This is a genomic window from Actinokineospora sp. NBRC 105648, assembly GCF_030269645.1.
Lineage (GTDB): Bacteria > Actinomycetota > Actinomycetes > Mycobacteriales > Pseudonocardiaceae > Actinokineospora.
Genome location: NZ_BSTR01000018.1, coordinates 95,623 through 115,729 on the forward strand (window position 1 = coordinate 95,623; position 20,107 = coordinate 115,729).

The 20,107-nt window shown below is 70.4% G+C and carries 18 protein-coding genes; 8 read left to right on the forward strand and 10 right to left on the reverse strand.

Features of this window, described 5'->3' with window-relative positions:
• The first annotated feature begins 37 nt into the window (after positions 1 to 37).
• Together QSK30_RS17940 and QSK30_RS17945 are read left to right on the forward strand one after the other, a co-directional pair.
• Positions 38 to 1,369 (forward strand): amidase, encoded by a 1,332-nt coding sequence (locus QSK30_RS17940; protein WP_285504178.1) that lies wholly within the window; start codon positions 38 to 40, stop codon positions 1,367 to 1,369.
• The gene (locus QSK30_RS17945; RefSeq protein ID WP_285504180.1) at positions 1,353 to 1,895 is read left to right on the forward strand and encodes a TetR/AcrR family transcriptional regulator; all 543 of its coding nucleotides are present in this window, start codon (positions 1,353 to 1,355) and stop codon (positions 1,893 to 1,895) included. The genes QSK30_RS17940 and QSK30_RS17945 overlap by 17 nt, the downstream gene beginning before the upstream one ends.
• Here QSK30_RS17945 and QSK30_RS17950 read toward each other — a convergent pair.
• Positions 1,876 to 2,022, reverse strand: coding sequence for a hypothetical protein (locus QSK30_RS17950; protein WP_285504182.1), 147 nt, complete (start codon positions 2,020 to 2,022; stop codon positions 1,876 to 1,878). The genes QSK30_RS17945 and QSK30_RS17950 overlap by 20 nt on opposite strands.
• A gap of 250 nt (positions 2,023 to 2,272) precedes the next feature.
• On the opposite strand from QSK30_RS17950, the gene QSK30_RS17955 reads away from it, so the two are divergent.
• The gene (locus QSK30_RS17955; RefSeq protein ID WP_285504184.1) at positions 2,273 to 2,656 is read left to right on the forward strand and encodes a hypothetical protein; all 384 of its coding nucleotides are present in this window, start codon (positions 2,273 to 2,275) and stop codon (positions 2,654 to 2,656) included.
• Positions 2,657 to 2,838: 182 nt separating this feature from the next.
• Positions 2,839 to 3,171: a site-specific integrase gene (locus tag QSK30_RS17960; RefSeq protein ID WP_285504186.1), complete on the forward strand. Its 333-nt coding sequence runs from the start codon at positions 2,839 to 2,841 to the stop codon at positions 3,169 to 3,171.
• Between the two features lie 204 nt (positions 3,172 to 3,375).
• On the opposite strand, the gene ddaH is transcribed toward QSK30_RS17960, so the two are convergent.
• Entirely contained in the window at positions 3,376 to 4,248 is an 873-nt protein-coding gene (gene ddaH / locus QSK30_RS17965) for a dimethylargininase (RefSeq protein WP_285504187.1), read from the reverse strand.
• A gap of 75 nt (positions 4,249 to 4,323) precedes the next feature.
• Between ddaH and QSK30_RS17970 the strand changes: the two genes are divergently transcribed.
• From QSK30_RS17970 to QSK30_RS17985, 4 genes are all read left to right on the forward strand, one after another.
• Positions 4,324 to 4,773 (forward strand): Lrp/AsnC family transcriptional regulator, encoded by a 450-nt coding sequence (locus QSK30_RS17970; RefSeq protein WP_285504188.1) that lies wholly within the window; start codon positions 4,324 to 4,326, stop codon positions 4,771 to 4,773.
• An 11-nt stretch (positions 4,774 to 4,784) separates the two neighbouring features.
• A complete protein-coding gene (locus QSK30_RS17975) occupies positions 4,785 to 5,558 on the forward strand; it encodes an enoyl-CoA hydratase (protein ID WP_285504190.1) in 774 nt (257 codons plus the stop codon).
• A 237-nt stretch (positions 5,559 to 5,795) separates the two neighbouring features.
• Positions 5,796 to 7,694, forward strand: coding sequence for a 2-oxoacid:acceptor oxidoreductase subunit alpha (locus tag QSK30_RS17980; RefSeq protein ID WP_285504191.1), 1,899 nt, complete (start codon positions 5,796 to 5,798; stop codon positions 7,692 to 7,694).
• Entirely contained in the window at positions 7,691 to 8,749 is a 1,059-nt protein-coding gene (locus QSK30_RS17985; RefSeq protein WP_285504192.1) for a 2-oxoacid:ferredoxin oxidoreductase subunit beta, read from the forward strand. The genes QSK30_RS17980 and QSK30_RS17985 overlap by 4 nt, the downstream gene beginning before the upstream one ends.
• A 258-nt stretch (positions 8,750 to 9,007) precedes the next feature.
• Here QSK30_RS17985 and QSK30_RS17990 read toward each other — a convergent pair whose 3' ends face one another.
• The 8 genes from QSK30_RS17990 to QSK30_RS18025 form a co-directional block, all read right to left on the reverse strand.
• On the reverse strand, positions 9,008 to 9,376 hold the full coding sequence (locus QSK30_RS17990) for a sunset domain-containing protein (RefSeq protein WP_285504193.1): 369 nt from the start codon (positions 9,374 to 9,376) through the stop codon (positions 9,008 to 9,010).
• A 73-nt stretch (positions 9,377 to 9,449) separates the two neighbouring features.
• Positions 9,450 to 12,500 carry a sunset domain-containing protein gene (locus QSK30_RS36895; protein WP_352231586.1) on the reverse strand — a complete coding sequence of 1,017 codons (3,051 nt, stop codon included), beginning with the start codon at positions 12,498 to 12,500 and terminating at the stop codon, positions 9,450 to 9,452.
• A 145-nt stretch (positions 12,501 to 12,645) separates the two neighbouring features.
• The gene (locus QSK30_RS18000; protein ID WP_285504195.1) at positions 12,646 to 13,659 is read right to left on the reverse strand and encodes a polyprenyl synthetase family protein; all 1,014 of its coding nucleotides are present in this window, start codon (positions 13,657 to 13,659) and stop codon (positions 12,646 to 12,648) included.
• 136 nt (positions 13,660 to 13,795) lie between these two features.
• The gene (gene nuoN / locus QSK30_RS18005; protein ID WP_285504228.1) at positions 13,796 to 15,364 is read right to left on the reverse strand and encodes an NADH-quinone oxidoreductase subunit NuoN; all 1,569 of its coding nucleotides are present in this window, start codon (positions 15,362 to 15,364) and stop codon (positions 13,796 to 13,798) included.
• Positions 15,365 to 15,378: 14 nt separating this feature from the next.
• A complete protein-coding gene (locus QSK30_RS18010; RefSeq protein ID WP_285504198.1) occupies positions 15,379 to 17,016 on the reverse strand; it encodes an NADH-quinone oxidoreductase subunit M in 1,638 nt (545 codons plus the stop codon).
• Entirely contained in the window at positions 17,013 to 18,956 is a 1,944-nt protein-coding gene (nuoL, locus tag QSK30_RS18015; protein ID WP_285504230.1) for an NADH-quinone oxidoreductase subunit L, read from the reverse strand. Before nuoL ends, QSK30_RS18010 begins: the two co-directional genes overlap by 4 nt.
• A 23-nt stretch (positions 18,957 to 18,979) precedes the next feature.
• Entirely contained in the window at positions 18,980 to 19,279 is a 300-nt protein-coding gene (gene nuoK / locus QSK30_RS18020; RefSeq protein ID WP_285504199.1) for an NADH-quinone oxidoreductase subunit NuoK, read from the reverse strand.
• 4 nt (positions 19,280 to 19,283) lie between these two features.
• On the reverse strand, positions 19,284 to 20,105 hold the full coding sequence (locus tag QSK30_RS18025) for an NADH-quinone oxidoreductase subunit J (protein ID WP_285504231.1): 822 nt from the start codon (positions 20,103 to 20,105) through the stop codon (positions 19,284 to 19,286).
• Positions 20,106 to 20,107 lie beyond the last annotated feature (2 nt).

Sequence of the window (20,107 nt, forward strand, 5' to 3'; positions counted from 1 at the left end):
ACTGTTCGTTCGAACGAACAGATCTCGGGAGGCACGGATGACCGGGCTGGAGACGTCAGTTCAGCTGCTGGCCGATGGTGCGGTCAGTTCCGTGGAGTTGGTCGACCAGGCTCTTACGGCTATCGAGAAAACCCAGCCGACGGTCAACGCATTCCGGCGAGTGCGCACGGAGGCAGCTCGTACGGAGGCTCTTGGTGCAGACGCTCGTCTAGCCGCAGGTGAACGGCTTCCCCTGCTCGGCGTGCCTATCGCGATCAAAGACGACGTGGACATCGCAGGCGAGCCGACGGCGTTCGGTTGCGCGGGGGACTTCCCGGTAGCGCAGACCGACTGCGCGCTCGTCGGAAAGCTCAAAGCGGCTGGCGCGGTGATCGTCGGTAAGACGAACACGCCCGAGTTCGGTCAGTGGCCTGTCACCGAGGGGTCCGCGTTCGGCGCTACACGCAACCCGTGGGATCTCTCGCGATCTCCAGGCGGCTCGTCCGGCGGGTCAGCCGCCGCGGTGGCGGCAGGCATCGTGCCTGCGGCGGTCGGGTCCGATGGGGCCGGTTCTGTGCGGATCCCGGCAGCGTGGACGCACTTGGTCGGCATCAAGCCACAACGCGGCCGTGTGTCCAGCGAAGAGCTCTTCCACGGCATCACTACCGACGGCGTCCTCGCGCGCACCGTCGCCGACGCGGCTCTCCTGCTGGGAGTCTTAGCGGATAAGCCCTACCGGGCAGCGGTAGACCGCACGCCAGGGCGGCTACGGATAGGACTATCCCTCCGACCAGCGTTTACCGGTGTCCGCGGAGTGGTCTTGGACCCTCTTGTGCGCTCGTCGGTGATCCGACTCGCACGAGTGCTGCGGTCTCTTGGGCACGAGATCGTCGTCGCGAACCCGGCCTATGGGCTGATCGGCCTCAACTTCCTCCCGCGGTCCCTGGGCGGCGTGCACGACTGGCATGGCCGTGTGCCAGACCAGCTGTTGCTCGACCCCCGAACGCGCGGCAACGGGCGTGTCGGGAAGCTCTTACGCGGACGCGCGCTAGGGGTATCTCGAGCGACTCTTGGCGCGTTCCAGCGTCAGGTGGCGCGGGTGTTTGACCGAGTGGACGTGCTTTTAGCGCCGACGACCGCTCAGGTACCGCTGCGGGTGGGCGCGATCGACGGGCTGACCGGCTGGCAGACCGACCAGGCGATCATCCGGGCCTGCCCGTACGCATGGCCGTGGAATGTGCTGGGGTGGCCGGGGATCAACGTGCCCGCGGGCCACGCGCCGCTGCCGGTGGGCGCGCAACTGCTCGGGCCGTCGGACAGCGAAGAGCTGCTGATCGCTCTCGCGGCGCAGCTGGAGGGTGTGGAGAGGTGGCATGAGCGATACCCGTGAGCGCATCCTGCGCGCGGTGCTGCGCGTGATCGCCGAAGAGGGCGTCGCGGGCGTGACCAATCGCCGCGTCGCGCGGGAGGCAGCGGTGTCGTTGGGGTCGATCACGTACCACTTCGCCACGCAAACAGACCTGCTCAGGGACAGTCTGCTGCTATTCGTGGGCGAGGAGACCACCCGCCTGGCAGCCCTGGCCGAGGCACAGCGTGGCGCGGCGGTGACCGTCGAGCAGGCGGCAGTGCTGGTGCAGCGCGTGGCGGAGACCCTGCCGTCGGAAATCGCGCCGCTAGAGCTCTACCTGCACGCCGGTCGTGACCCAGCACTGCGGGGCGCGGCCGCGGCGTGCTTCGCGGCCTACGACCAGCTGGCTGTGGAGGTGTTGACCGCGCTCGGCGTGCCGTCACCCGATCGATTGGCTGGTCCGGTGGTCGCCCTGGTGGCCGGGACGCAGCTGCGCGCACTGGCGACGGGGACCGCCCCGGCCGTGGCCGACGCGCTGTTGTTGCTGGTCAGCCCTGCGGCGCGCTGAACACCGGGATCGCGATGGCGGTCCGCTGCACCGGAATGGTCTCAACCTCCGGCGGCGCGACCTCGGCCACCGCGGTGCTCTGGAAGACGGGGGTCTGCGGCTTCGGCCGGGGGGTCTCGTTGTGCATGTGTGTCCTTAGATCCGGGGGGTGCCGCCTCCGGAGTGCCCAGTCGAGGGCCGTCCGTAACGGCGTCAGGAGCATTCGATCACCGGGGTACGACAACTCCCGGCCCACCCATCGAAAGCCCGGCGCCGGGCGGTGGCGCTGTACTGCCTGCCGTGAGCGTAGCCGCCATTGGGGCCGCTGTCGCGGGTCTTTGGTACCTGGGATGAACGAGCCCTCCCCGCGCGGGGACGCGCCCGGGCAGACTGTGCCGATGACAGACCCTGCTGCGCCGATCACAGACCCTGGCAAGGCCTTCGCGGAGGCCCTGGCGGCCAAGGACCCCACCGCCATCCGCGCCCTGACCACCCCTGACCTGGACTTCCGCGCGATGACTCCGGGGAAGTTCTGGCAGACCTCCTCACACGAGGACCTCTTGGACGTCCTCTTCACCTCTTGGCTGGAACCAGCGGATGAGGTACTCGCCCTCTTATCCACGGAGACCGGAGACATCTCTTCCCGAAGACACGTCTCTTACCGCATGCGGATACGCAACGGGGACGGCGAGTTCTTGATGGAGCAACAGATGTACTACCAACTGGACGGCAACAAGATCTGCTGGGCACGCGTGATGTGCTCGGGGTTCATCCCCGTATAGAACAAGAGGCGGACGGCTCGGACTCGGCCAGGAAACTCACCATCACGCGTTATCGGTGGCGGTGGCGGAGTTGAGTCGAAATCCGCTCACTGGGTTCAACTCCAGGGAGCCGGTGGGAGCAACCGGCGCTCAAGCGGCGGGCTGCGGGTGCCGTGGGGGAGGTTCCGATCCAGCCTGAACTGGTGGGGCACCAGGACCGGTTCGGGGTCACGTGGGATGGGCGGCTCTTCCGGGGACAGCAGAAGAGCGAGCCGCTAACCCCTGCCGTCTACACCGACGCTTGGCAGCGGGCTCGGGTGATCGGACTCGGGGAACAGGCGAAATCACCGCTGGCGAAGCGGCTGTACGGCCAACGGCACGCGGCAGTGTCCACCTGGCTGGCGGCTGGAGTGCCGGTCGCGGAGGTCGCCGAGCGGGCGGGGCACGCGGTGGACGTGTTGCTCAAGGCGTACGCGAAGGGCCTGGATGGGCAACTGGACGGCTCGAACAGCCCGATTGACGACTGGCTCTCGTGACGAAAACGCACGTGAACGGCTCCCGAGTGGTCGACTCGGGAGCCGTTCGGCGTTCCGTGATGGTTCCGTGGGCAGCCACATTTCGCGCCGGCGATGGACGGACAGTCACAGACGACCGTCCATACCGGAAAGCGAGATCACTGCTGGTCAGAAAGCTAAACAGTCACCATGCAGTGCGACCGAAAGTCACGCTGGGTAGCTGATTTATCCCCTGAGTTCCATCGTGCAGCACTTGGGGCCGCCGCCGGATTTGCGGAGTTCCGAGATGTCCACGAAGTGGGGCTGGTAGCCCTGGGCCGCGACCTCGGCGGCCAGGTGGGTCGCCTCTACCGGGAGTACCACGTTGTGGCCGTCCGAGACGGCGTTGAGGCCCAGGCAGGCGGCGTCGGCTTCGGTGGCGAGGATGGCGTTGGGGTACAGGCGGCGAAGGGCGCGTTGGGTGCCCGGGGAGAACGCTCCGGGGTAGTAGGCGATGTGGGCGCGGGAGGTTCGGGTCGCGTTCTGCAGCACGAACAGGGCGACATCCAGGTGGTAGTAGCGGGGGTCCACCAGGTGTAGCGACACCACCGGCACGCCTAGGACTTCCTGGGCTTCGGCGTGGGCGCCGGGGTCGGTGCGGAAGCCCGTTCCCGCCAAGAGGACATCTCCCGTCCAGACGAGGTCGCCTTCCGCCTCGTTGACGCGGTCGGGCATCACGACGTCGCGGTAGCCCTTGTCCAGGAACCACTTGCGGTAGAAGTCGGCCTCGGCCGCTCGCTGGGGGGCTCGGAAGCGGGAGCCCAGGACGACGCCGTCGATGACCGTGCCGGAGTTGGCCGCGAAGACCATGTCCGGGAGCGCCGGCTGCGGCTGGATGGTCTCGACCTGGTGGCCGAGGCGCTCGTAGGTCTCCTTCAGGGCCGTCCACTGCCGGACCGCCAGCTCCGTCGACACCGGGCGGTTCGGGTCCATCCACGGGTTGATCGAGTACTCGACCGTGAAGTACCTGGGCTCGCACATTAGGTACCTGCGGGCCGTGGGCACGCGGTCCTGCACTGCGGGGGCCGGGACGGTGAGCCGTACAGGTGCCGATGTCATGGATCGAAATGTATGGTCCCGCCCCTACCACGATCAATGTCGCTTCGATGCCCTCTTACATGCAGAATGTTGCGCGTGGACGTCATCGATCAGCGAATCATTTCGCAGCTTGTCGCCGATGCCCGGTCTAGCTACGCCGAGATCGGCAAGGCCGTCTCGCTGTCCGCCCCGGCCGTCAAACGGCGGGTGGACCGGCTGCTGGAGACCGGCGTGCTGCGCGGTTTCACCGCCGTGGTCAACCCCGAGGCCCTGGGCTGGGGCACCGAGGCCTTCGTCGAGGTGCACTGCCAGGGCAACGTCTCGCCCGACCGCATCCGCCAGCGCCTCGAGCCGTTGCCGGAGGTGGTGGCCGCCTACACCGTGTCCGGGGCCGCGGACGCCATCGTGCACCTGCGCGCGGCCAACATCCACCACCTGGAGGACGCGCTGGAGCGACTGCGGGCCGTCGACATGGTGTCGCGCACCGTTTCGACCGTGGTGTTGTCCACGCTCCTGGAGCGACCGCCCGCGCCGGAGCCCGGCTAGGGTTTGGGGACATGAGCGCCGACCACGTCCTGCTCGACCGCCGCGACGGGGTCGCCGTGATCACCCTCGACGACCCGGACCGGCGCAACGCGCTCACACTGCCGATGTCGGCGCGGCTGGCCGAGCTGGTCACCGCCTGCGAGGACGACCCCGAGATCGGCGCTGTCGTGGTCACCGGCACCCCTCCCGCCTTCTGCGCGGGCGCGGACCTCACCGTCCTGGGCGAGTCGCGTGAAGAGGGCCTCAGGGCCATCTACGCGGGGTTCCTGGCCGTCGCGCGCTGCACGCTCCCCACGATCGCCGCGGTCGGTGGGGCCGCGGTCGGCGCGGGGCTGAACCTGGCGCTGGCCGCCGACGTGCGCATCGCCGGGCCGCGGGCCCGGTTCGACTCCCGCTTCCTGCAGCTGGGCATCCACCCCGGTGGCGGGATGACCTGGATGCTGCAGCGCCTCGTCGGCCCGCAGACCGCCACGGCGATGACCTTGTTCAAGCACGTGCCCGACGCCGCCGAGGCGCTGCGGCTGGGGCTGACGATCGGGACCGTCGACGGTGACCACGCCGCGCTCGTCGACGCCGCTGTCGCGTTGGCCGGGCCCGCCGCCCGCGGTCCGCGAGAACTCGTCACCTCGATAAAGAAAACCTTGCGCGCGACCGCGAACCTCGATGCGCACGACGACGCGATCGAGACCGAGCTCGCGGCCCAGGTGCGGTCGATGGACACCCCGGAGTTCGCGCAGCTCCTGGCCGCGATGAAGGCGAAGATCTCCGCCGCGGGCGTCTCGTAGACTGGGAGTGGCATCCACGGACCGGAAGGCGCCGCCCACCATCCGGGATACCTGTAACCTACGGTTACACTTAAATCAGGTCCCCGTCAGCCCCATACCCGATACTTTTGAACCGGGTCGCGGGTACGACTGTGATCTGTAGCGCGTTGCGCGGGCCCGGGGACCGCCGGTGCCTACCGTTGAACGCGACACGACCAGCCACAGCACGGGTGTCAGGAGAGAGGGATCGGCGAGCTCATGAGCACAGGTGTGGACGGTGGCACTGCGGCCACTGGGGCCCAGCGACCGCCAGCGGTCACCAAACTCGACCGGGTGGTGATCCGGTTCGCGGGGGACTCCGGTGACGGCATGCAGCTCACCGGCGACCGCTTCACCTCGGAGGCCGCTGCCTTCGGCAACGACCTGTCGACGATGCCCAACTTCCCGGCGGAGATCCGCGCGCCCCAGGGCACCATCCCGGGCGTCTCCAGCTTCCAGGTGCACTTCGCCGACTACGACATCCTCACCCCCGGCGACCGGCCGGACGTGCTGGTCGCGATGAACCCCGCCGCGCTCAAGGCGAACATCGCCGACCTGCCCGCGGGTGGCACGCTGATCGTCAACACCGACGAGTTCATCAAGCGCAACCTGACCAAGGTCGGGTACGCGGCGAACCCGCTCGAGGACGACTCGCTGGCCGCCTACCAGGTGCACCAGGTCGCGATGGCCACCATCACCCAGGGCGCGCTCGCCGACACCGGGCTGGGCAAGAAGGACGCCGAGCGCTGCAAGAACATGTTCGCCCTCGGCCTGCTGTCGTGGATGTACCACCGGCCCACCGAGGGCACCGAGCGGTTCCTGCGCGAGAAGTTCGCCAAGAAGCCCGACATCGCCGAGGCCAACGTGCTCGCGTTCCGCGCGGGCTTCTACTACGGCGAGACCACCGAGGCGTTCGCGGTCACCTTCGAGGTGGCCCCGGCCAAGCTCGCCCCGGGCACCTACCGCCAGATCACCGGCAACACCGCGCTGGCCTACGGGCTGGTGGCCGCCGCGCAGCAGTCGAAGCTGCCGGTGCTGCTGGGCACCTACCCGATCACCCCGGCCTCGGACATCCTGCACGAGCTGTCGAAGTACAAGCAGTTCGGCATCACCACGTTCCAGGCCGAGGACGAGATCGCGGGCATCTGCGCGGCCCTGGGCGCCAGCTACGGCGGCGCGCTGGGGGTCACCTCGACCTCCGGGCCGGGCGTGGCGCTCAAGTCCGAGACCATCGGCCTGGGCGTGATGACCGAGCTGCCGCTGGTGGTCATCGACGTGCAGCGCGGCGGGCCGTCCACCGGTCTGCCGACCAAGACCGAGCAGGCCGACCTGCTGCAGGCGATGTTCGGCCGCAACGGCGAGTCGCCGGTGCCGATCGTGGCCCCGCAGTCGCCCGCCGACTGCTTCGCCGCGGCCCTGGAGGCCACCCACATCGCGCTGAAGTACCGCACCCCGGTGCTGCTGCTCTCCGACGGCGCGGTCGCCAACGGCTCCGAGCCCTGGCTGATCCCGGACGTCGACAGCCTGCCCGACCTGACCGTCGAGTTCGCCACCGAGCCCAACGGGCCGGACGGCACCTTCTGGCCCTACGTGCGCGACCCGGAGACCCTCGCCCGCGCCTGGGCGATCCCTGGCACCCCCGGCCTGCAGCACCGCATCGGCGGCCTGGAGAAGGCCGACGGCTCGGGCAACATCTCCTACGAGCCGGACAACCACGAGCGGATGGTCCGGCTGCGCCAGGCCAAGATCGACGGCATCGAGGTGCCCGACCTGACCGTGCACGACCCCTCGGGCAAGGCGCGCGTGCTGGTGCTGGGCTGGGGCTCGTCCTACGGCCCGATCGGCGCGGCCTGCCGCCGGGTGCACAAGCGCGGGCACGCGGTGGCCCAGGCGCACCTGCGCAACCTCAACCCGTTCCCGAAGAACCTGGGCGAGGTCCTGCGCTCCTACGACAAGGTCGTCGTGCCGGAGATGAACCTCGGGCAGCTCGCGCTGCTGCTGCGGGGGAAGTACCTGGTCGACGTCATCAGCTACACCAAGGTGGCCGGACTGCCGTTCAAGGCCGAGGAACTGCAGGACGTGCTCACCGACATCGTGAAGGGGGTTGACGCCGCATGACCGCCATCGACCTGGGCCTCCCGGGGCTCGCGGGCGTCCCGACGACCGACGAGCCGCAGAAGGCCAAGGACTACAAGTCCGACCAAGAGGTGCGCTGGTGCCCGGGCTGCGGTGACTACGTGGTGCTCAACGCCGTGCAGTCGTTCCTGCCGTCGCTGGGCCTCAAGCGCGAGAACATCGTGTTCGTCTCCGGGATCGGCTGCTCGTCGCGGTTCCCGTACTACATGAACACCTACGGCATGCACTCCATCCACGGGCGGGCCCCGGCGATCGCGACCGGCCTGGCCACCGCGCGCCCGGACCTGTCGGTGTGGGTGGTCACCGGCGACGGCGACGCGCTCTCCATCGGCGGCAACCACCTGATCCACACGCTGCGGCGCAACGTGAACCTCAAGATCCTGCTGTTCAACAACCGGATCTACGGGCTCACCAAGGGCCAGTACTCGCCCACCTCCGAGCCGGGCAAGGTCACCAAGTCCACCCCGATGGGCTCGCTGGACCACCCGTTCAACCCGGTCTCGCTGGCCCTGGGCGCCGAGGCGACCTTCGTCGGGCGCGCGCTGGACAGCGACCGCAAGGGGCTCACCGAGGTGCTGCGCCAGGCGGCCGAGCACCGCGGGTCGGCCCTGGTGGAGATCTACCAGAACTGCCCGATCTTCAACGACGGCGCCTTCGACGTGCTCAAGGAACCGGGCGAGGCCGCCCAGCGGCTGATCGACCTGGAGCACGGCAAGCCGATCCGGTTCGGCGCCGAGGGCGAGTTCGGCGTCGTGCGGGCCGGTTTCGGGTCGCTGGAGGTGGCCAAGGTCAGCGAGGTCGGCGAGGACGCGCTGGTGGTGCACGACGCGCACCTGGAAGACCCGTCGTACGCCTTCGCGCTGTCGCGGCTCTCGACCCAGGACCTGAGCCACACGGTCACCGGCGTGTTCCGCTCGGTGCGCCGGGCCACCTACGACGACCAGGCCCGGGCGCAGGTCGAGGACGCCAAGGCGGCCAAGCCCGCGGACCTCGCGGCGCTGCTGCGCGGCAAGGACACCTGGACCGTCATCGCCTGAGGTCCCCGCTCGACTGGAACCCCGTCCGCGCTCGCCGCGGGCGGGGTTCTGGCCGTTCGGGGCGGTTGAGACCGGACCGCCGATCGAGGTGACCCGACTCGAACAGCTCGGCCGGGCCGAACGCGCACCGCAACGGCCGCGGCCGCGTTCTGGAGCGCACGTGTCGACCGCACCGGGAGACTGTCCGCCTGCCGCAGCCGCTCTTGACCACGGATCCGGGGCGGAGGCCACCGGGGGTCTCCGCGCTGAGCCTCGGGTCTACTCGGCGTTCCAGGCAACGAAGCCGGCGCGTTCGGCGTCGGTGACCGTCTTGAACCAGACGGTGGCGGTGATCTGGGGGTAGTCGGGGGACTCGGTGGTGTGGAAGACGCCCTGGATGCCCTTGACGGTGTACTCGTCCGAGGGGGCCAGGCCGTCGGGGCCCGCGGCGGCGGCCTCGTGCAGGGCGTCGTCGAGGGTGCCGGAGTGGCGGGTGACCTCGTCGTCGGCGAGCACCGGGATGCGGCCGGTGGGGGTGTCGTCGACCCAGGCCTTGTCGTCCACAGTGGACTGCCGGGAGCGCAGCCACCAGGTGGCCGCCGCACCGAGCAGGAACGAGAGCACGCACCACAGAACCGGTCGCCTCACCGGGGATCCTCCCCGCGGCCGGGATTGGGCAGGCCGCGAGACCCTTGTATCACCCCGGGTGGATCACTGCCACTCAGGCGAGCGGGCGGAAGCCGACCCGCTCGGCGTCGGCGACCGAGCGGAACCAGACCTCGGCGACCGTGCGGTCGAACTTCGGCGAGTCCGGGGAGCAGTAGCGCAGCGCGGTCACGCTGGCCTTGATCGTGTACTCGCTCGACGGCGAGCGGCCACCGGGCAGCGGCATGGCCGACCCCGGGCCGAACGGGCCGGGCGGCACGAACGGGTCGACACCGGAGGACGACTGCTGGAACGTGCGGGCACCGCGCAACCGGTGCGGCGGCGGCGGGACGGCCTTCGCCTCGGCGGCGGCCTCGTCCGCGGGCAGGATGGGCTCGAAGAGCGACCGCTCGCGGTCGGGGGTCCTCGGCGCCGACGAGGTGACCGGGGCCGCGGCGGTGGCCGACGCGGCGGGCGCGGGCTGGGGTGCGGTGGCGGGAACGCTGGGCGTCGGCGCGGGGGCGGCGGTGGGCGAGGTCTGCACGCCGAAGGGGAAACGGTTCTGCGGCTTGGACGGAATCCGCTTGGGCAACACGTTCGACGTCCTTCCCGGCTGCGCCTGGCCATAGGCGGCGGTGGGCGAAATGGGCTGCTGGAACCCGGTCTGCTCGACCGCCCCGGCGTGCGCGTGGGCAGGCTCGGCGACCTCGGTCGCGGCGTGCGCGGGCCCGCTCGGCTCGACCTCGGCCGCGGGCTCCTCCTCGGACTCGCCGTACCGCGGCTCGGAAGACGGGTCGGTGTACCCGGAACCGGCGTAGCGGCCCGCGGTGCGCGACTCGGGATCGGCGTAGCGGCCGGTGGACTCGGCGGCGTCAGCGGACTCGGTGTCGGCCTGGGCGTAGCGCCCGACCGGGTGGCGGTTACCCGGGCGGCCCGTGGCGGGCCGCGGGTCGGCGTAGCGGCCGGACTCGGCGGGATCGGTGTCCGGCTGCGCGTAGCGGCCCGACAGGTCGGACTGGCGCGTGCCGGAATCGACGTGCTGGGCCGCGGCGGACTGGGCCTCGGGTTCGGCGTAGCGGCTGGACTCCGCGTGGTCGGCGGAGTCCGCCTCGGACCGCGCGTAGCGGGCGGCCAGGCCCGACTGGCGACTGCCGGAATCGGTGTAGCCGGGCTGGCGGGTAGCGGACTCGGACTCGACCGCATCGGCTTCCGACTGCGCGTAGCGAGCGGCCAGGCCCGACTGACGGCTACCCGGACCGGCGTAGCCAGCGTGGGTGGCGGACTCGGACTCGACCGCGTCGGGCTCGGACTGCCCGTAGCGACCCGCCCGACCCGACTGCCTGCCACCAGGATCGGCGTAGCCGGCCCCGTGAGTGGTGGACTCGGTGTCGACCGCGTCGGCCTCGGACCGCGCGTAGCGACCCACCCGGCCCGACTGCGGGCCACCAGGATCGGCGTGCTGGGCGCCGGGGGCGGTCTCGTCCACATCGGACCGCGCGTAACGGCTGGTCAGACCAGATTCGCGGCCACCCGACTCGGCATAGCCGGGCGCGGCGGACTCGGACTCGACCGGATCGGCCTCCGACCGCGCGTAGCGTGCGGCCGGGCCCGACTGGCGGCTACCCGGATCGGCGTAGCCGGCCTCGTGGGCGGCGGGCTGGTCTGCCTGCTCCTCGTCGGGCTGGGCGTAGCGGTCCGGGTCGGCGTAGCCGGTGCTGGACTCGGCCTCGTCGGTGTCCTCGACCGGGTCCGCGACGGGCTGGGTGTAGCGGCGGGCGCCGGGGTCGACGTACCGAGTGGCCTCCGCCTCCGGTTCACCGGTGGACTCGGCCGCGTCGACGGGATCGGCGTAGCGGCTGGTCTGGGCGGCGGAGTCGGACAGGTGCTGGGCGTAGGCGCTGTCGGACTCGCCGTACGCGGTCGCCGGGTCGGCGTAGCGGTTCGCGCGGGACGGGGTGTCCTCGGCGTAGCGGTGGGTCGGCTCGACCTTGGGCTCGGTGAAGCGGGCGACCACCGGGTCGGCGTAGCGGCGCGTCAGCGCGGGCGCGGTCTCGGACTCGGCATAGCCGCCGGTGTCGCCGGGGCGCTCGGGGTCGTCACGGCGGTAGCGGTCGGCCAGGCTCGGCTCGGGCGCGTAGGGCTGCTCGTCCTCGGCGCGGACCGGCTCGACGTACTGGGTCTCGGTCGCGTCCGGCTGCTGGGCGCGGACCGGCTCGACGAACGCGGTGGCGTCGACCGCGGCGATCGCGGGCGCCTCGTCGGCGGTGTCGTCGTCGTAGTGGCCGCCGAGGACGCCGCTGTTCGCGTAGCCGTCGGCCGCGGGCACCTCGTCCAGCTCGCCGTCCAGCTCATCGTCGAGGTCGTCGACCAGGGCGTGGTCCTCGGCCTCGGCCTTGCCCTCGGCATCGATGCGGCGGATCAGCTCACCCGGGATCGGCGTGGTGTGCTGGGTGAAGATCGTGCCCGTGTCGTCGCCGTAGTGGTGGTCGGACTCGTGCTCGGGCTCGTAGTCGGCGGCCTCGTCCGCCGCGTCCTCGTCCCCTTCGGCGAGAGCGGCGGGCTCGGTCTCGTCGGTCTCGTCGGCTTCGTCGCCCGCGGCCTCGTCGAGGTCGTCGACCTCGGTGCCGTCGAGGTCGTCGACCAGCTCGGCGTCGTCGCGGTCGCCCACCCACTCGGGCCGGTCCGGTTCGAGCTCGGAGCGGTCGGTGGCCGGGATGTACTGCGTGGCCTCGGACCGGGACAGGTCGACCGGTTCGAACCCGGAGTCGGTGTGCGAGTCGGCGGCGGGCGCGGGCAACGCGCGCAGACCGTCCTCGTCGTCGTCGGGCAGCGTGAGCAGACCGCGGCGGATGTCGTCGGCGCCGTCGCGGTCGGCCGCGGGCTCGCCGACCGGGCGCAGGTCGTCGTGCGTCCCGAAACCGGGGACCAGCGAGGACGGGCCGCGCTCGCGCGTGGTCGGCTCCGGGTCGGCGGCAGGCGTGGCCTCGCGCTTGCGCGCGCCCGCCAGCCTGCCCTCCAGCTCGGTGACGCGCTTGCGGGCGGGGTTGGCGATCAGCGCCCAGCAGAGCACCGCGCCGACCAGGAAACCGGCGAGGCTCCACACCCACACCTGCCCGAAGAACGGCATCGCCGACGTCTCCCTCCCGGCCGCGCCAAGGCGGCGCGTCACACGGTTGTCCAAGCCTAGGGGAGGTTACTGCCGTCCAAGGGACGACTGGCAGCGCGCCGCGCAATTCAACGGTACGTCACAGTCCGTTGAAGAAATCTGTGCCTTACCGGGTTCGCTCGACTACATAACGTGTCAGCAGTTCCAGTGCGTCACGAGCCGGTCCCTCGGGCAACGAGAAGAGTTCGGCGTGGGCGCGGTCGGCGTAGGAGTCCAGCGTCCGGCGCGCGCGCTCGAGACCCGAGGACCCGCGCAGCAGGGTCAGCGCCTCCTCGACCTCGGCGTCGTCGGTGATCGGGCCCGCCAGCAGCTGGGTGAGCCGCGGGTCGGCGCCGTCGGCCAGCGCGTAGAGCATCGGGAGCGTGCGCACGCCCTCGCGCAGGTCGGTGCCGGGGGTCTTGCCGGACTCGTCGGCGGGCGAGGCGATGTCGATGACGTCGTCGGAGATCTGGAACGCCGCGCCGAGGACCTCGCCGAAGCGGTACAGGGCGGCGACCTGCGCGGCGGGGGCACCGGAGAACATGGCGCCGTAGCGGGCCGCGGTGGCGATCAGCGACCCGGTCTTCTGGCCGATCACCGACAGGTAGTGCTCGATCGGGTCGTCGTCGCCGGGGCCGACCGTCTCGCGCATCTGGCCGGTGACCAGCTCGCGCATCGTCTCGGCGATCACCCGGGTGGCCAGCGCGCCGAGGTCGGCGACCAGCATCGAGGCGTGCGCGAAGAGGAAGTCGCCGGTCAGGATCGCCACGGAGTTGTTCCACCGGACGTTGGCGCTCTCGTCGCCGCGGCGCATGGTGGCCTCGTCCATGACGTCGTCGTGGTAGAGCGTGGCCAGGTGGACCAGTTCGACCGCGGCGGCGGAGGCGATCACCTCGTCGGTGCTGCCGTCGTTGAGCTGCGCGGCGAGCAGGGTGAACAGCGGCCGAAAGCGCTTGCCGCCCGCCTTGACCAGGTGCAGCGCGGCCTCGTCGACGAAGTCGAAGTCGCTGTGCACGACGGACCGCAGCAGGTCCTCGACCCGGACGAGGCCGTCGTTGATCAGCTGGACCAGTGCCGGGTCGGCGTGCTCGAGGCCCAGTGATCTGGACAGCGCTCCGACGGAGTTCTCGGTGGCAGTCACGTCAGCGGCACTCCTGATCAGCTGTGGCTCTTGACTCCCGAGCGTACTTGCCCGCACCCGCGCACCTGCCCCGGATGTCTCGAAGGCCACCTCCGCGAACCGCGGAAGTGGCCTTCGAGTGGGAAGAACAGTGGAACTAGCGGATCGCGAACACGGCCCCGGAGGCCCAGTCGAGCGCGAACGCGGGCGCGACGCCCAGCAGCAGGGTGACCAGCACACCCAGGGTGATCGCGGCGGTGGTGAAGGCGCCGGGCACGGTGACCGTGGGGCCGTCGGCGGCGGGCTCGCTGAAGTACATCAGCACGATCACCCGCAGGTAGAAGAACGCCGCGACCGCGGAGGCGACCAGGCCGACCACGACCAGCGGGGCCATGCCGTCGTCGATCGCCGCCTCGAAGACCACGAACTTGCCGACGAACCCGCTGGTGAGCGGGATCCCCGCCAGCGCGAGCAGCAGGAAGGTGAACACCGCGGCCACCAGTGGCGAGCGCTTGGCCAGGCCCGCCCACTGCGACAGGTGCGTCGCCTCGCCGGAGGCGTCGCGCACCAGGCTGATCACGCCGAAAGTGGCCAGCGTGGTGAAGCCATAGGTGAGCAGGTAGAACAGCGTGCCGGACAGGCCCTTCTCGGTGAGCGCGATCGAGCCGATCAGCAGGAAGCCCGCGTGCGCCACCGAGGAGTAGGCGATCATGCGCTTCACGTCGGTCTGGGTCAGGCCGAGGACGGCGCCGATGACCATGGACACGATGGCCACGCCCCAGAGCACGCCGCGCCACTCCCAGTTGGTCGATTGGAACGCGACCTGCAGCACGCGCAGGATCCCGCCGAACGCGGCGACCTTGGTGCAGGCGGCCATGAACGCGGTGACCGGGGTCGGCGCGCCCTGGTAGACGTCCGGGGTCCAGGTGTGGAACGGGCCGACCGACGCCTTGAACAGCAGGCCGACGACCAGCAGGCCCATGCCCGCGAACAGCAGCGTGTCGGAGCGGTCGGTGCCCGCGGCGGCGGCGGAGATGTCGGCCAGGCGCACCGAACCCGCGTAGCCGTAGAGCAGCGCGACGCCGTAGAGGAAGAACGCCGAGGCGAACGCGCCGAGCAGGAAGTACTTGACCGCGGCCTCCTGCGAGAGCAGGCGGCGACGGCGGGCCAGGCCGCACATCAGGTACAGCGGCAGCGACAGCACTTCCAGCGCGATGAACATCGTCAGCAGGTCGTTGGCCGCGCAGAAGATCATCATGCCGCCGAGCGCGAACAGCGTCAGCGGGAAGACCTCGGTCTGCATCCCGGTCGAGGCGACCTGCGCGCGGTCCTGCACGGTGCCCGGCCGGATCGCCGCGCTGGCCACGAACGCGCCGCCCGGCTCGACCGAGCGGTCGGCGATCAGCAGCACCGCGCCCAGCGAGAGCGCCAGCAGCGTGCCCCACAGGAACAGCGCGGGGCGGTCGACCGCGAGGGTGCCCTTCATGGCCAGCTCACCGGCCGCGGGGGCGTCGGTGGCGTAGGCCACCAGCGCGATACCCGCGCCGACGACGGTCAGCAGCGAGAGCACGACCTGCGCGGGCCAGCGCTGGTGCCGGGGCAGGAACGCCTCGAACAGCACGCCGACGCACGCCGCCCCGAGCACGATCAGGATCGGCCAGATCGCGCCGACCGGTGGCGCCTCCACCTTGGCGGGCGCGGTCGGCTGCTGCTCCTGCGCGAGCAGGAGCACCGAAGAGATCACGGACACTGCAGTTGCCTCTCTGCGGACTGGACCGGGTCGACCAGGCCCGCCGCGCACATCGTGGCGTCCACGGTCGGGGTCACGGTGTCGAGCACGGGCTTGGGGAACAGGCCCAGGCCGACGATCAGCAGGATCAGCGGCGCGAGGACCGCCTTCTCCCGGAGGTTCAGGTCGAGGATCGCCTTCTTCGCGCCGACGGCCGAGTCCACCAGGGTGCCGACGCCGCCCGCGGTGCCGGTGCTCGGACCCGCGAGCGGCTCCTCGCCCACCAGCGCGTTGCCGCGCAGCGGGCCCTGCATGATCCGCTGGTAGAGCCAGAGCACGTAGAGCGCGGCGAAGATCATGCCGACGGTGGCGATGATGGTGTAGACGGGCGCGTTCGGGTACGAGCCGATGAGCACCAGGAACTCGCTGACGAAGGAGTTGGTGCCCGGCAGCGACAGCGAGCTCAGGCCCGCGATCAGCAGCACGCCCGCCAGCAGCGGGGTCAGCTTGGCCATGCCGCCGTAGTCGGCGACCCGGGAGGAGCCGCCGCCGCGGCTGATCACCATGCCGACCACCAGGATCAGCATGCCGGTGGCGATGCTGTGGTTGATCATGTAGGTGACCGAGCCGGTCATCGCCTGCGAGCTGAACGCGAAGATGCCCAGCGCGATGAAGCCGAAGTGGGCGATCGAGACGTAGGCCAGGAAGCGCTTCATGTCCCGCTGCCCGGTCGCCAGCAGCGAGCCGTAGATGACCCCGGCGACCGCGAGCACCAGCACCAGCGGCGCGAGTTCCTTGCTGGCCAACGGGAACATCGGCAGCAGGTAGCGCAGGAAGCCGAAGGTGCCGACCTTGTCCAGGATGCCGACCAGCAGCACCGCGACGCCGATCGGCGCCTCGGCGGTGGCGTCGGGCAGCCAGGTGTGCACCGGCACCAGCGGCGCCTTGATCGCGAAGGCGACGAAGAAGCCGAGGAACAGCCAGATCTGGGTGGACAGCGGCGCGTCGTGCACGACCTGGACCAGGGTGGCCCAGTCGAAGGTGCCCTTGCCCAGCTCGTCCCCGGCGAGCACGTAGCAGCCGATGACCGAGGCCAGCATGATCAGGCCGCCGAGGAAGGAGTACAGGAAGAACTTGACCGCCGCGTACTGCCTGCGGGCGCCGCCGTAGGAGCCGATCAGGAAGTACATCGGGATCAGCATGATCTCGAAGAGCACGTAGAACAGGAACACGTCGGTGGCCGCGAACACCCCGACGGTCAGCGCCTGCTCCAGCAGGATCAGCGAGAAGAAGCCGCCCTTGGTGCGGCCCTCGGGCAGCTTGTCCGCCCAGCCCGCGCCGATCACCAGCGGCACCAGCAGCCCGATGACCGCGATCATCACCAGCGCGATGCCGTCGATGGCGAAGGAGATGTGCACGCCGAAGGCGGGGATCCAGTCGAACGAGAACGACTGCTGCAGGCGGGCGCCGCCGGGCTCGAAGTTGGCCCAGGACACCAGCGCCACGACGAACTCGGCGACCGAGAAGCCGAGCGCGGCGAGCTTGGCGGTGCGGTCGTTGCCGCGCAGCGCGACCACGACCGCAGCGCCGACCAGCGGCAGCAGCAGCAACGCCGCCAGCAGCCAGGAACCGGTCCCGGACGTGGTCATGCGAACCTCACCATCAGCAGTGCGGCGATCACCAGGATCGACCCTCCGAGCATGGACAGCGCGTAGGAGCGCACGAAGCCGGTCTGCAGCCTGCGCAACCGGCCGGAGCTACCGCCCAGGCCCGCCGCGATGCCGTTGACCAGCCCGTCGACGCCGCGGTTGTCGACGAACACCAGGAACCTGGTGAGCCAGACGCCGGGGCGGGCGAACAGCGCCTCGTTGAGGTGGTTGCCGTAGAGGTCGGCGCGCGCGGCGCGGACCGGGAAGGACACCCGCGCCGGGCGGGTGACCGGCTGCTCGCGGCGGCCGAACACGACGAAGGCGGTGGCCGCGCCGATGGCCGAGATGGCCACCGTCAGGACCGCGATCAGGGTGTGCGAGAGCGGACCGTGCTCCTCGACCAGCTCGCCGATCGAGGGGGTCAGCCACTCCGGGAGGATGCCGGAGAGGATGGCACCGGCGCCGACCGAGCCGACCGCCAGGACGATCATCGGCAGCGTCATGGTCCAGCCGGACTCGTGCGGGTGGTAGGCCCGGCCGTCCTCGCTCTTGAGGTTCTCCCAGCGCGGCTTGCCCAAGAACACCAGGATCAGCAGGCGGGTCATGTAGAACGCGGTCAGGCCGGCGCCCAGCAGCGCGATGCCGCCGAAGACCCAGCCGCGGCCGCCGCCCTCGCTGAACGCGGCGGCGATGATGGCGTCCTTGGAGAAGTAGCCGGACAGGAACGGGAAACCGATCAGCGCCAGGTAGCCCAGCGTCCAGGTGACGAAGGTGATCGGCATCTTGCGGGCCAGCCCGCCGAGGCGGCGGATGTTGCCCTCGTCGTTCATCCCGTGCATCACCGAACCGGCGCCGAGGAACAGCCCGGCCTTGAAGAAGCCGTGCGTGAGCAGGTGCAGGATGCCGAAGGCGTACCCGGCCGGGCCGAGGCCCACGGCCAGGATCATGTAGCCGATCTGGCTGACCGTCGAGTAGGCCAGCACCTTCTTGAAGTCGTCGTAGGCGCAGCCGATCACGCAGCCGATCAGCAGCGTCACCGCGCCGACGATCATCACGACCAGCCGGGCGTCCTCGGCCTGCGGCAGCGAGTACAGCGGGCTGGAGCGGGCGATCAGGTAGACGCCCGCGGTGACCATCGTCGCGGCGTGGATCAGCGCGGAGACCGGAGTCGGGCCCGCCATCGCGTCCGGGAGCCAGGCCTGCAGCGGGAACTGGCCCGACTTACCGCAGGCGCCGAGCAGCAGCAGGATGCCGATCGAGACCACGGTGGCGGTCGACTGGTTGCCGATCTGGGCGAACACCACGTCGTACTGGGTGCTGCCCATGGTCTTGAACATGATGAAGATCGCCAGCGCCAGGCCGACGTCGCCGACCCGGTTCATCAGGAACGCCTTCTTCGCCGCGGTGGCCGCGAAGTCCTTGTCCTGGTACCAGCCGATCAGCAGGTAGGAGGCGAGGCCGACGCCCTCCCAGCCGAAGTAGAGCGTCACGAACCCGTTGCCCAGCACCAGCAGCAGCATCGCCGCGACGAACAGGTTCAGGTAGGCGAAGAAGCGCCGCCGGTTCCGGTCGTCGGACATGTAGCCGATGGAGTAGATGTGGATCAGCGAGCCGACCCCGGTGATCAGCAGCACGAACGTCAGCGACAGCGGGTCGACCCGCAGTCCGAACTCGACGTCGAGGGCGTTGACCGGGATCCAGTCGAACAGGTGGACATCGCGCAGCCGGTCCTCGGCGCCCAGGGACTTGGTGTCCAGGAAGAGCACCACGCCGTAGACGAAGGCGGCGATGACCGTCGCGCTGCCGAGCAGGTGCCCCCACTTGTCGGTCCGCTTGCCGCCGATCAGCAGCACCGCGGCCCCGAACGCGGGGAGCACGAGCAGCAGCCAGGCCATGCTCGCGACCCCGGATGCCTGCTGGACCTCAGCAGCCAGGTTCATGGTTCCCGTCACCGAGTGTCCCCTCAGTACTTCAGCAGGTTGGAGTCGTCGACCGAGGCCGTCCGGCGGGTGCGGAAGATCGACATGATGATCGCCAAGCCGACCACGACCTCGGCGGCGGCGACCACCATCACGAAGAACGCCATCACCTGGCCGGACAGCGAGCCGTTGATCCGCGCGAAGGTCACCAGCGACAGGTTCACCGCGTTGAGCATCAGCTCGACGCACATGAACACCACGATGGCGTTGCGGCGCACCAGGACGCCGACCGCGCCGATGGTGAACAGCAGGGCGGACAGCAGCAAGTAGTACGTAGGGGTCATGCTCCTACTTCTCCTTACCGGGTGCGAGCGCACGGGCGTCGGGCCCAGGCAGGGTGCCTGCGACGGCCTTGCGCTCCTCGTCGAGCTTCTCCGAGGCGGTGGCGTCGATGAGCCGCGAGAGCGACTCCTCGGCGACCGAGCCGTCGGGCAGCAGCGCCGGGGTGGCGACCGAGTTCGAGGTGGCGAACACGCCGGGGCCGGGCAGCGGCGACGGGCGGTCGTGCTCGCCGCGGAAGCGGGCCTCGACCAGCTCCTTCTGCGTCCTCTTGCCGCGCAGGTGCCGGTCGACGTAGCCCAGCACCATCGCGCCGACGGCGGCGGTGATCAGCAGCGCCGAGGTCAGCTCGAACGGGAACAGGTACTCGTCGAAGATGCTCAGGCCGATGTTGGCGACGTTGCCCTTGCCGCCGTTGGCCTGCTCACCGGCCAGGCCGACCGCGGTGACGTCGGTGAACGCGCGGCCGACCGCGGCCACGATCAGCACCGCGAGGCCGACGCCGAGCACACCGGCCCACAGCCGCTGGCCGCGCAGCACCTCGACCACCGAGTCCGAGGAGTCGCGGCCGACCAGCATCAGCACGAACAGGAACAGCATCATGATCGCGCCGGTGTAGACGATGATCTGCACGAAGCCCAGGAACGGCGCCTGCTGCACCATGTAGATCACGCCCAGGCTGAGCATGGTCATCACCAGGAACAGCGCCGAGTGCACGGCGTTGCGGGCGAAGATCATGCCGAGGCCACCGGCCAGGGCCAGCGGGCCGAGCACCCAGAAGGCCACCGCCTCGCCGGTGCTCACCTGGTTCGCGGCCTGGGCCAACACCATCG